Raw genomic sequence first — 11,558 nt, 5'->3', positions numbered from 1 at the left:
AGCGTACCTGGTACGTTATTTTGCTCGAGCCCCCATGTTTCCTACGCAATAGCGTACGTGGTACGTTATTTTGCTCGAGCCCCCATGTTTCCTGCGCAACAGCGTACGTGGTACGTTATTTTGCTCGAGCCCCCATGTTTCCTACGCAATAGCGTACGTGGTACGTTATTTTGCTCGAGCCCCCGTGTTTCCTGCGCAACAGCGTACGTGGCACGTTATTTTGCTCGAGCCCCCCGTGCTACCTGCGGAATTACGTACGTGGTACGTTATTTTGCTGCCCGCTTCAGAATCCGCGAAGCATTGACGGGCAGCCCCAGCGTCCCCGCGACCGCATCGCCGGTTTCCGCATCCAAGTAGCTTGCCCCGTCCAGCTCGATCTCGGCCGATTTGCCGGAGAAATTCAGCAGGAACACGTAATCGGAGACCCCGTCGCTGCGGAGTTGGGCGGTAACGCCCGGGGGAAGCGCGGTTTCGATCGCGCGCCGCACGCCCGCTTCGCGGACGAGCGCTTCGTAGAACGCCGCGTAGAAAGCGGGATCGCTGACGCGGGCGGCCAAATAATACGCGCGGCCCGCATCCAGGCGGTTCACCGTGAGCGCCGGCCGCCCCGCGTAGAAGTCTTCGCCGTATTCCGCGAGCACCTCTGCCGTCTCGGCATGGATCAGCTCGCACAGCTCGCGGATTTCATAAGACCCGACGATCCCGAGCGGGTTGCCTTCCCGCAGCACCAGCGTATTCCGGTCGTGGTCGTGGAGTCCTTCGATCTCCTCCGCCCAAATCCCGGCCGCCGCGCGGAGCGGACCCGGGAATCCTCCCAGGTGGCACAGATCGTGCTCGTCCACGACACCCGACCAGTACGTGGCGGCGACAGTGCCGCCGGCGCGGGCGAACCGTTTGATTTTCTCCCCCGTCTCCTGCCGCATCAAGTAAGCCATCGGAACGATCAACAGTTTGTAACCGGCAAGCTCGTCGTCCGACCCGATGACGTCCGTCGGAACGCCCAGCTCCCATAAAGCCCGGTAGTGCTGAACCACGGTCTGCTCGTAGCGAATGCCGGAGTTGCGGGGACCTTGCGCGTCGTTCACCGCCCAACGGTTATCCCAGTCGAAGAGGATCGCGGCCTCCGCCGGAACGGACGTGCCGATCACTTCGCCAAGGCCGGCCAGCGCGGCGCCCAAATCCGCGACGTCGCGGAAGACGCGCGTGTGCTCGTGCCCGGCGTGATCGACGACCGCGCCGTGGAATTTCTCGCTGGAGCCGCGGCTTTTCCGCCATTGGAAGTACTGTACCGTGTCGGAGCCGTGCGCGACGGCCTGCAGCGAGGACAGGCGGTGCATGCCGGGACGCTTCAGCTTGCTGACCGGCTGCCAGTTCGTCAGGCTGGGCGTGCTCTCCATGAGCATGAACGGCTTCCGTTTCAGCGAGCGGAACAGGTCGTGGTTGAACGAGAACCAGGCCGCGACGTCGGCGTCGGACTTCGCCGCGTGCCAAGTCGGATAGGCGTCCCAGGAGATGACGTCCACGACTTTGGCGAACTCGCGGTAATCGAGATCGTAGAACAGGTCCATGAAATTCGCCGTGCAGGGCAGCTCCGGACGCACGCGCTTCAGCGGCGCGATTTCGTGAAGATAGAAATCGATCGTCTGGGCCGTGACGAACCTCCGCCAATCCAAATTATGCCCATGCACCGCCGACTCGCCGTGCGGCGCCGGCGATTCCACTTGCGCCCAATCGGTATAGGTGTGGCTCCAGAACGCCGTCCACCAGGCCCGGTTGAGCGCATCCAGCGACCCGTATTTGGCTTTCAGCCAGTCGCGGAAAGCTTCCTGGCAGTAGTCGCAATGGCACTCGCCGCCGTACTCGTTGGACACGTGCCAGCCGACGACCGCGGGATGGCTGCCGTAGCGTTCCGCCAGCTTCGCGTTCATGATGGCCGTCTTCTCGCGGTACACCGGGGACGTATAGCAATGGTTATGCCGGGCGCCGTGCAGATTGCGGACCCGGTTCGCGCCGACGCGCAGCACCTCCGGATATTGCTGCGACATCCACGCCGGACGCGCGCCGCTGGGCGTCGCAAGCCAGGCGTAAATTCCGTTCGCCGCGAACGTATCCAGCACATGGTCCAGCCAGCCGAACTCGAACCGCCCTTCCTCCGGCTCCAGCGCGGCCCAGGCGAAAATGCCCACGGACATGACGTTGCAATTCGCCAGCTTCATCAGCCGGATGTCTTCCTCGAAAATTTTCGGATCATGCAGCCACTGATCCGGATTGTAGTCGGCGCCGTGCATGAACCCGGGGATTTTGCCGCTGATCGGCGGAAATTTCCGTCCTTGTGCCATGGGAAAACGCTCCTTTACGTTCGGATTCGTCTGATTCGCTCATCTCCTATCATCATAGGGGATCATGATCTATAATCATAGAATGAAACGGTCAAAAAATCGTACAATCCGAAGATGGAGGCCTTACCGCCAAAATGATGCCCTTCCTTCTCGCGGAATTCGCGAATCTCGAGGAGACACTTCCCCTGTACGTATGCTGCGTAGGAAGCCATGATCAGCACCGGCTGGAGCGCCCGCAAGGATACCCGGCTCACCAAATCTTCCTGTGCCGCAGCGGCAGCGGTCTCTTCCGCCTGCCGGGTCATTCCGATCAGACGCTGACACCCGGCATGGCGTTCCTGCTTCCCGCCGGCACGCCCCATTCTTATGCCCCGGCCCGCCCGCAGGAAAGCTGGGAGCTCGGCTTCGCGGCGTTCGACGGCAAAGCCGCTCCCGCGCTTCTGGAGCTTATGCGTCCCTTCGCCATGAAGGCTTTCCGCGCGGCCAACTTCGAAGATTTATGGCGCCAACTGGAAGGTTTGTGGCAGCTCATCAGCTTGAACGGCGACAACGCCTATTGGGAGGCGTCGAGGCGCATGTACGGCATGGCGCTCGCCATGCTGGAAGGCCAATCGGACCAGCGGCGAGCGGCCCGGCCGAAGCAAGCCGGGGAGCCGGGCAACGCGGCGCTGCAGACCGCCGTCCGGCTGATGCACTCCCATTACAACGAACGGCTGCTCGTCTCCAATATCGCCCGGGCGGCCGGGTACTCGGCGCAGCATTTCAACCGGCTGTTCGTCCGCCATTACGGCGTTTCGCCGCAGAAATACTTGATGCAGCTGAAAATGCGGCGCGCCGTCCAACTGTTCGGGGACCACCCCGAACTATCGGTAGAAGAGGCCGCCCGGCAGCTGGGCATGGACGTCACGTATTTCATCCGCATGTTCAAGCGCGTGTACGGCTGCACGCCGAAGCAATACGCCAAGCGCGGATCCACAACGCCGGCTAATGATCCCGGCTAAACGTTATTCCGACTGCCAACGGGCCCGATCATAGACGGCTTTATCCTCCGGATCCGGCATATAATCGCAGTCTTCCAGACTCGACCGGAGCTGCTCCATCGTCGAATATCCGACAAGCGCCGTGACCGGCACCTCCCGGCTCCATAAATATCCCAAGCCGGCCGCCGACACGGAGACCCCCCGCTTCCGGCCGATCTCCATGACGGCGTTCGCCCGGTTGACGTTTCCCCCGCAGAAATCCGGCCGCGCTGCCCAGTTGATCCGGCTCGGCGAGACGGCAGGCATCGAAAAACGGTGGCCGTTCTACATCAAAGGAGTATGGCGCATGCAAATCCAGCCTCTTTCCGTGTAGAGTCGTCCCAATGGCGCCGGCCCAATCGTCATGATTCCGCTCGCGGATGGGCATGTCTGTCCTTTTGAACGACGCCGTCGGCGGTTCCGATCACGACGTGATCCGCTTCGTGCGGAAACAGCCCCGTCTCCACGACCCCCGTCAGCATTTTCAGCGTTTGATGCAAACTCGCGGGAGCTTCGATGCGTCCGAACCGGCAGTCCAAAATCCGGTTCCCGTTGTCGGTGGCGAAGACGTCCCCGTTCGCCGCCCGGCGCAGCGCGGCGGTACAGCCGAGCCGCTCGATTCGTTTCGCCGTGATTTCCCAGCCGAACGGAACGACTTCCACGGGAAGCGGAAACGCGCCGAGCCGCTCCACGAGTTTGGAATCATCGGCGATAATGATCACGGTTTTCGAATGCTGGGCGACCATCTTCTCCCGGAACAGCGCTCCGCCTCCGCCTTTGATCAGGTGGAAGTCCGGATCGATCTCATCCGCTCCGTCAATCGTGACATCCACCTGTTCGACGTCCGCCAGATTCACGAGAGGAATGCCCAGCTCGACAGCCAACTGCTTCGAATGCTCCGAAGTGGGAACCCCGCGGATCCGAAGGCCTTCCCGGACGCGCTGGCCGAGTTTTTGAATCGCCCAATAAGCGGTCGAACCCGTACCCAGTCCCACGATCATGCCGTCTTGAATCCGATCGGCCGCATGCTCGGCTGCGAGCCTCTTTTTGTCCACGCGGATCACCTCGCCCCAAACGTATTTTCATACCACGCGGCGGCGGCTTTCGCTTCGGACTCGGTGAGCCGGTGCCCGAACGACTCCCAATGCACCTGCACCTTCGCGCCGGCTCCTTCCAGCAACGAGGTCAACTCTTCCGTCTCCCGGCCCGAACAGATCGGGTCGTTCGTCCCCGCGCCTATGAATACTGGGGTTCCCGTCAAATCCGGCAGCGGGATGCCCCGCAGCGGGACCATCGGATGGTGCAGGATGGCCCCCTTCAACGAATCCTTGTAATGGAACAGCAAGCTCGCGGCGATGTTCGCGCCATTGGAATAGCCGACCGCGATGACGTTTCGCCGATCGAACCCGTTGCTTGCGGCCGCTTCGTCCAGGAAATCGTGCAGCTCCTTCGTTCGGAATTTCAAGTCTTCCTCATCGAAGACCCCTTCCGCGATCCGCCGGAAAAAACGGGGCATCCCGTTCTCGAGCACGTTCCCGCGCACGCCCAGCACCGATGCGCCGGGATCGATCATGGAGGCGAGCGGGAGCAAATCCCGCTCCGTCCCTCCCGTACCGTGCAAGAGCAGCAGGACGGGAGCGTCCTGGCGGGAGCCCGGTTGGTAAACATGCTTCATTGTTCATCCTCCTCCAATACCCGGACTTCGATCGGCATGAGGTTGCTTTCGACGAATTCGCGGTTGTCTTCGAGCCACGGAGGAAGCTGCAGCTTTTCCCCAAGGGCCTCGAAAGGCTCATCCGTCACGAATCCCGGATTGTCCGTGGCGATTTCGAACAGGATGCCGCCTTGCTCGCGGAAGTACATCGCATGGAAGTACTGGCGGTCGATGATTCCGGTCGCGTGGAAACCATGATCCACCACGCGTTCGCGCCATTTGGCGTGATCCTCGTCGTTCTGCGCCCGCCACGCGATATGATGGACGGTGCCGGCCCCGCCGGCTCCCCACCCGATCGGCGCGGCGTTGATGTCGATCACGTTGCCGATGTCGCCGCGGGCGCGATAACGGACCAGGCCGCCCTCCTGGCCGACTTTTTCCAAACCCAGAACCTCTTGCAGCGTCCGCTGCGTTTGTTCCGGGGCAATGCTGTACAGGATCGCGCCGCCGAATCCTTTGATCGCTTTGTCGGCAGGCACGCCTCCGAACGACCACCCGCTCGGAACGCCTCCCTCTCTTTCCACGATTTCGAGCTGCAAGCCGTCCGGATCCTTGAATTGCAAATACGTCTCGCCGAAACGCTGCGTGCGATGGAACGCGAGGCCGAATTTCGTCAGGCGTTCTTCCCAGAAGGAGAATGCGCCAACGGGCACCGCAAAGGTCGTGTATCCGACCTGGCCGCCTCCGATTCGGCCGCGGCGCGCGCCTTCGGTCGGGAAGAACGTCATGGCGGTGCCGGGACTGCCGACTTCATTGCCGAAATACAAATGGTACACTTCCGGGGCGTCGAAGTTGATCGTCTTCTTCACGAGACGGAGCCCCAGTACGCCCGAGTAAAAATCGACGTTCGCCTGCGGGTTGCCCGCGAAGGAAGTGATGTGGTGGATGCCTGCCGTTTGTTGAGTCATGGGTAAAACCTCCATTTATATTCGAATAATAATCTTGAATTTAAGATATAAGACGAACTTTATTGCCTTCTATCCTTTGGCGGCAAGACCTAACTTCTTCAATAAATCGATCGCCGCGCTTTTCTCTTCGGGAGTCAGTCCGTTCATGACGGAGTCGATCGCTTCGGCGTGATGGGGGAATACCTCCGACATCCAACGTTCCCCTTCCTCCGTGATTTCCGCGTAAGTCACGCGCCGGTCGTCGGGACAAGGCACCCTTTTCAGCAGGCCACGCTTTTCCAGTTTGTCGATATTGTACGTAATGCTGCCGCTCGTGATCAGCACCTTATCGCCGATTTGCTGAAGCGGGAATTTGCCTTTATGGTACAGCAGCTCCATGATCGTGAATTCCGTAGCGGAGAGGCCGTGTTTCTTCATGTCCTTCACGGCGTGGTCCATCACCGCTTTGTACGCCTTGGACAGCACGACGAACAGTTTTAACGACAAATCGTGGCTCGCGTTATTTTTTTCCAATGGTTTCACCGCCATTCTGTCCCGACTTATTTGTCTTTAATTTATTTATCTTGAATTTAAGATAATAATATCCGAGGTTTGAGCCGCTGTCAAGCGTTGGATACGGTTCAACCGATCCTACGGATTCATGCAAGCTCTTTGCCGCACTTCGGACAATACCGGTAAGCCTCTTCCTGTACCGGATTCCCGCAGTAGGGACAGTAATTCATCCCGTTCTCGTTGTCCGCCCCATGGCCATGGGCGGAATCTCTCTTCATGCTTTCGGACTTGGCGAGGAAAACATCGACCGGATCCGGTTCGTCCCGGCTGTCCGTAATGTCGAACAAAGACATGCGGCGCGTTCCCGTGGCATTCTTGAAATGGTAAATTCCTTGCATGACGGCGATCCCGACAAAGACGATTCCGAAAAACACGAAAAAGATCGGAGCCCCCATATTGGCGGCCATGATGGTCCAGAAGATTCCGAAGATCCCGACCGCAACGCTTCCCACGGCTCCCATAGCGGAGGGGCCGCGCCCCGGCTTGATGCTTTTCATGTATGACGACCTCCCCAGTCGAATTGCGGAACATTATGGATACGCAGGATAAGATCGAAAGTTACGAATACACGAGCGTCTTGGACGATGACGTGATTTGGTCCGAATCACTGATAAAGAAGTGACTGTCATCGTGACCGAAGACACTTTCCAGAAACAAGCAATATATGCCTAAAATAGGGATATCTTACACAGGGAGGGAGGTTGGGAGCATTGAAAAAGCCGCAACCGAAATCGGTCGACTCGGTGGCTTGGGGCATTCGCATCGCGAACTGAACGGCAGGTTAATGATCGGTCGCTGTGGAGGTGAGTCGCCATGAGGAAACCGAAGACGAAGCCGGTGGATTCGGTCGTCTGGGGCATTCGAATTCTGAATTAGCGAAGGGAGGGGATGAGATGGACGGATCCGGCGCGAGGCCGGCGTTTAAGCGCCTGTATGACGTGAGAAGCCTGCCGGGGGGCCTCCTCCGGATCGGCGAATCCTCCCCGAACCGTGCCGTCGAAATCGAAGACGAAGCCGGATGGGTCGAGCGCCTCATCCGGCTGATGGACGGGACGCGCACGATCGGCGGCTTGCGGGACGCGCTGTCCGAATCCCATCCCGAGGTGACGACCGAAGACGTCGCGGAGCTCGTGGCGGAGCTCGACGGTTTGGGGTATGTGGACGATCGACGGGCGGAAGAGGCCGCTTCCCTTCCACCCGACGAAGCCGAGAGGTTCAAGGCGAACCTGAATTATTTCTCCTACTACTCCAACCTGGCTTCGGATCCCTGGCATATGCAGAAAAGGCTTCGGGACGCGAAAATCACGGTCATCGGCGCGGGCGCGCTCGGGTGCGGCGTGCTGCTCAATCTCGCCGGACTAGGCGTTACCGCCGTTCGGATCGTGGATTTCGACGTCGTCGAACGAAGCAATCTCAACCGGCAATGGCTTTACGGCGAACCGGACATCGGCCGCCGCAAAATCGAAACGGCTTGCGAGTTCTTGAATCGCTTCCGGTCCGGCATGAAACTCGATCCGCTGGACCGGGAGATCGCCTCGGCGGACGAAGCGGGAGAGGCGATCCTCGGCAGCGACTTCGTCGTGCTGGCCGCGGATCAGCCTTATTGGCTGCTCGAGCGGTGGGTGAATGAAGCTTGCGTCCGGGAGAACATTCCTTTCATCGCCGGCGGGATGAATATCAACGAGGGGCAGCTTTACACCGTCGTGCCGGGCCGAACCGGCTGCGTGGCTTGCATCGACGTCCGTTATGGCAGGGAACACGCCGGCCACGCCTCGTTCGTCGAACAATGCCGGGCTTCGGACTTCCGCATGCCCAGCACCTCGATCGCTCCGGGTTACATGATCCTTGCCGGCATGGCGGGCGGCGAAATCGCGAGGTGGTTTACCGGATCGGCCGGCTTGTTCTCCCTGGGCCGGGTCATGGTCATGAACATGGACACCTGCCGGGCGGAGCCGAGAATCGATTTCGCCGCGCCTCAGCCCGATTGTCCCGTATGCGAGATAAACGGTTCTTAAAGCGACAGCCAATCGCTGATCGGGCGGAAGAGGTAAAAAATCAAATCGAGCGGGTTCGGGAGCGGAACATGCAGGATTTGCGCGATGCCGGCGGAAGCGGCGAGTACGAGCAGGACGGAGAACGACCACAGCTCCGGAACCGCCTTGCGCCGGCGCAGCCGCGGAACTTCGATCCAAGCGATGGCGGCGGCGACGATCAGGACGAACAGCGACGGAATCATGGGCTACTCCTCCGTTTTCTTGGCGGCGGGCTCGTTCACCGTTCCGATCCGCCTGATTTTCATGTCCACGTTCACGTCGACTTTCATTTTCCGAAAGGCTTGCGGCCAATTCCGCTTCAGGTTCCGCCAAGCTTTCGGATTCGCGCGGTGGATCGCTTCGCCGAATCCGATCACGTCCGAACGAAGATCGTCTTGAGACCGACGCACGGCCGCGTGCACTGCCTCTTCGATCTCGTCCTCGATTTCCCGCTCCAGCCGGCTGATCGTCTTCCTCTTCATGACGTCGATGTCGCAGCTGACCTCCGTCAGCATGCCTTCTACGCGGATGGTGACCGAGCCTGCGGGACTGCCGCCCGCGACTTTGCCTTTCACCTTCGAATTCATGCGCACCAGCTCGACGTCGGCGTATCCGCCCGCCGGACAAGGAACGACCAACCCCGTGTTCGTCAGGTTCCCCTTGGCGAAGCGGAACCCTTTGCTCTCCGTTTCGCTGAGCCATCCGGCCAGCTTGTCCCCCTTCATCGCGCCGATGCCGGAATACCGGAGGATGACGGGCGGCTTCGTCGATTGGAACCGGTTCATCTCGGGGCCGTCTGCCGGATTCCCGTCCAGCGTGATGCCGCTCATGACCGCAGAACGCCCGATATTATGGATCCCGGAGATCAGATCGTTTAATGTGGTTTTGCCGGTCGCCGCCCACGCCTTTTCCGAAATGTCCAGGGAAGTGTTCATGGAGTTGGCCGGTATTTTCTCCAGCGACGTCAACGTCTCCAATATATGGGCCGCCGTTTGGCCGCGGGCCACGACGACGTAATAATCGGTGCGGACTTCGTAGTACCGGGACAAGGCGTCAAGCGCCTTGCCGATCCCCGAACGGGCCATCTCCTCCCCGATGATGACCATGCGCAGGTGAGCCAAATAGATTCGCCGCGGCATCTCCGTCGTTAAACGGTGCAGCGCCTCCATGAAGGTGCGTCCTTCCGCTTCGAAGGTCACGACCGGGGGCTGTTTTCCCGCTCCCTTCCTGTCGGCGATTTCTCCCGGATTGATGACTTGGACCGATAGTTTGAGCCCGCTTTCCGACTTGTCGATCCCGAGCGCGGCGGCGATCGCCAGCTCGTTGAGCTCCCGGCGGTTCCAGCAGCCGGTCAGCAGAACGAGCGCGACGGCCGAAAACAAAGCCCGCCTCCGCCATCCTCCGGCTTTCATGGAGCCTTTCCCTTCGGGGGCTGGCGATAAACGTTCCGGTCCTGGAGCGACCGCGGACGCGTGCGAAGCATCCATGCGGGCAGGCGGAACAGCGAGTCCTTCTGATCGTTCAGCTGGAGCGGGGCGAACGGCGCCAAATAAGGCACGCCGAAAGATTTCAGGCTGCACAGGTGCAGCACGAGGCCGATCAAACAAATGACGACGCCGAACAGCCCGAAGGACGCCGCGACCGCCATGAACAGAAACCGGAGCATCCGGAGCGATATCGCCATATTGAACGCGGGAATGACGAAATTGGAAATCGCCGTAATCGCCACGACGATGACCATCGCCGGCGATACGAGCCCCGCTTCGACCGCGGCCTGTCCGATGACGAGCGTGCCGACGATGGAGACGGATTGGCCGATCGTTTTCGGCATCCGCACCCCGCCTTCCCGCAAAATTTCGAACATGATCTCCATCATCACCGCTTCGATGAACGCGGGAAACGGCACGCCTTCCCGCTGTCCGGCCAAGCCGATGAGCAGCGGCGTCGGCAGCAGCTCCTGGTGGAAAGTCGTTACCGCGATATAAACCGAAGGAGCGAGCAGCGCGATCATAAAACAGACGAAACGAAGCAGGCGCAGCAGCGTGCTGAAATCGGCGCGTTGATAATAGTCCTCCGGCGCTTGGTAAAACTGCGTGAACAAGGCGGGAACGAGCAGCACGAAAGGCGTTCCGTCCACGAAAACGGCGACGCGGCCCTCGAGCAGTCCGGCCGCGATCGTGTCCGGCCGCTCGGTGCTGAACACCGTCGGGAACGGCGAATACTTGCCGTCCTGGATGAATTCCTCGATATATCCGCTCTCCAGGATGCCGTCCGTGTCGATCCGGTTCAAGCGCGCGTGTACTTCCGCCAAAATGTTGTCGGCGGCCAAGCCCTGCACGTACATGATCGCCACGTCCGTCTGGGTGACCCGGCCGATCCGCATGGCCTCCGTCCGGACCCGCACGTCCCTGATCTTCCTCCTGACCATCGCCGTATTGGTGCGCAGCGTCTCCGTAAACCCTTCGCGAGGCCCCCGAATGACGGATTGCGTGTTCGGCTCCTCGACGTTCCGTCTATCCCCTCCCTGCGTGCCGATCGTCAAGACATCCGCGCAACCGTCCACGAACATCGCCGTTTCGCCCGACAGGACGGCCAGCACGACGTCGCCCCATACGCCGGCTTCTTTGATCTCGCCCGCCGCGATCGCGGTTTGCTTGAGATGGTCCAGCCATTGCCGGGCCGACTTCCGCTCGCGTACGCCCGGCGCGGCCTCCCCGGCCAGAGATTGCATGAGCGCCTTCATGTCGGTCAGACCGTCCAAATAGACGAGCGCGATCCGCGGCCCTTCCGCTCCTCCGAACCGCATTTCCCTCGTTACGAGGTCCGAGCTGTTCCCGAATTCCGCGCGAAACCGCTGCAGGTTGGCGGCCAGTTTCGAGGAGATCCCTCGCGGCGAAGCGGCGGGAACGGGCGGCGGAGCTTCGGCTTTGTTCCGGTTCTGCAGCAGGCGCAGCAAGGATTTCAAAATCCCGTTCTTCATTCCGTTCTTCATA

General features: G+C 60.5%; 13 protein-coding genes. 3 read left to right on the top strand and 10 right to left on the bottom strand.

Annotated features, from left to right (window positions below; translation table 11 throughout):
- Positions 1-266: 266 nt before the first annotated feature.
- Positions 267-2,339, bottom strand: coding sequence for a beta-galactosidase (locus PTZ19_RS19335; RefSeq protein WP_276356811.1), 2,073 nt, complete (start codon positions 2,337-2,339; stop codon positions 267-269).
- A gap of 134 nt (positions 2,340-2,473) precedes the next feature.
- Between PTZ19_RS19335 and PTZ19_RS19330 the strand changes: the two genes are divergently transcribed.
- Complete coding sequence (locus PTZ19_RS19330) at positions 2,474-3,340, top strand: helix-turn-helix transcriptional regulator (RefSeq protein WP_276356810.1); 867 nt, start codon at positions 2,474-2,476, stop codon at positions 3,338-3,340.
- Between the two features lie 3 nt (positions 3,341-3,343).
- Here the strand turns inward: PTZ19_RS19330 and PTZ19_RS19325 are convergent, their stop codons facing one another.
- Entirely contained in the window at positions 3,344-3,541 is a 198-nt protein-coding gene (locus tag PTZ19_RS19325) for a hypothetical protein (RefSeq protein WP_276356808.1), read from the bottom strand.
- Here PTZ19_RS19325 and PTZ19_RS19320 point away from each other — a divergent pair.
- Entirely contained in the window at positions 3,540-3,692 is a 153-nt protein-coding gene (locus PTZ19_RS19320; RefSeq protein WP_276356807.1) for a hypothetical protein, read from the top strand. The genes PTZ19_RS19325 and PTZ19_RS19320 overlap by 2 nt on opposite strands.
- A gap of 28 nt (positions 3,693-3,720) precedes the next feature.
- Here PTZ19_RS19320 and rpiA read toward each other — a convergent pair whose 3' ends face one another.
- The 5 genes from rpiA to PTZ19_RS19295 all read right to left on the bottom strand — a co-directional run bounded on the left by rpiA (position 3,721) and on the right by PTZ19_RS19295 (position 7,029).
- Positions 3,721-4,413: a ribose-5-phosphate isomerase RpiA gene (rpiA, locus tag PTZ19_RS19315; protein WP_276356805.1), complete on the bottom strand. Its 693-nt coding sequence runs from the start codon at positions 4,411-4,413 to the stop codon at positions 3,721-3,723.
- A 5-nt stretch (positions 4,414-4,418) separates the two neighbouring features.
- Complete coding sequence (locus PTZ19_RS19310) at positions 4,419-5,033, bottom strand: alpha/beta hydrolase (protein ID WP_276356804.1); 615 nt, start codon at positions 5,031-5,033, stop codon at positions 4,419-4,421.
- Positions 5,030-5,980 carry a ring-cleaving dioxygenase gene (locus tag PTZ19_RS19305; RefSeq protein ID WP_276356801.1) on the bottom strand — a complete coding sequence of 317 codons (951 nt, stop codon included), beginning with the start codon at positions 5,978-5,980 and terminating at the stop codon, positions 5,030-5,032. Before PTZ19_RS19305 ends, PTZ19_RS19310 begins: the two co-directional genes overlap by 4 nt.
- 69 nt (positions 5,981-6,049) lie before the next feature.
- Complete coding sequence (locus PTZ19_RS19300) at positions 6,050-6,508, bottom strand: MarR family winged helix-turn-helix transcriptional regulator (protein ID WP_422615019.1); 459 nt, start codon at positions 6,506-6,508, stop codon at positions 6,050-6,052.
- 110 nt (positions 6,509-6,618) lie between these two features.
- Entirely contained in the window at positions 6,619-7,029 is a 411-nt protein-coding gene (locus PTZ19_RS19295; protein WP_276356799.1) for a zinc ribbon domain-containing protein, read from the bottom strand.
- 396 nt (positions 7,030-7,425) lie between these two features.
- Here PTZ19_RS19295 and PTZ19_RS19290 point away from each other — a divergent pair, with 396 nt between their 5' ends.
- Complete coding sequence (locus PTZ19_RS19290; RefSeq protein ID WP_276356797.1) at positions 7,426-8,547, top strand: HesA/MoeB/ThiF family protein; 1,122 nt, start codon at positions 7,426-7,428, stop codon at positions 8,545-8,547.
- On the opposite strand, the gene PTZ19_RS19285 is transcribed toward PTZ19_RS19290, so the two are convergent.
- The 3 genes from PTZ19_RS19285 to PTZ19_RS19275 are packed head-to-tail and all read right to left on the bottom strand — an operon-like array spanning position 8,544 to position 11,557.
- Positions 8,544-8,768, bottom strand: a complete 225-nt coding sequence (locus tag PTZ19_RS19285; protein ID WP_276356796.1) for a hypothetical protein — start codon at positions 8,766-8,768, stop codon at positions 8,544-8,546. The genes PTZ19_RS19290 and PTZ19_RS19285 overlap by 4 nt on opposite strands.
- A 3-nt stretch (positions 8,769-8,771) precedes the next feature.
- The gene (locus PTZ19_RS19280; RefSeq protein WP_276356795.1) at positions 8,772-9,977 is read right to left on the bottom strand and encodes a Ger(x)C family spore germination protein; all 1,206 of its coding nucleotides are present in this window, start codon (positions 9,975-9,977) and stop codon (positions 8,772-8,774) included.
- A complete protein-coding gene (locus tag PTZ19_RS19275) occupies positions 9,974-11,557 on the bottom strand; it encodes a spore germination protein (protein ID WP_276356794.1) in 1,584 nt (527 codons plus the stop codon). Before PTZ19_RS19275 ends, PTZ19_RS19280 begins: the two co-directional genes overlap by 4 nt.
- Position 11,558: the final 1 nt, after the last annotated feature.

Source organism: Cohnella caldifontis (genome assembly GCF_029360585.1).
GTDB classification, from domain to species: domain Bacteria; phylum Bacillota; class Bacilli; order Paenibacillales; family Paenibacillaceae; genus Cohnella; species Cohnella caldifontis.
Note: the sequence above shows the minus strand (reverse complement) of the source record. Positions and strands in the feature narration are given on the sequence as shown.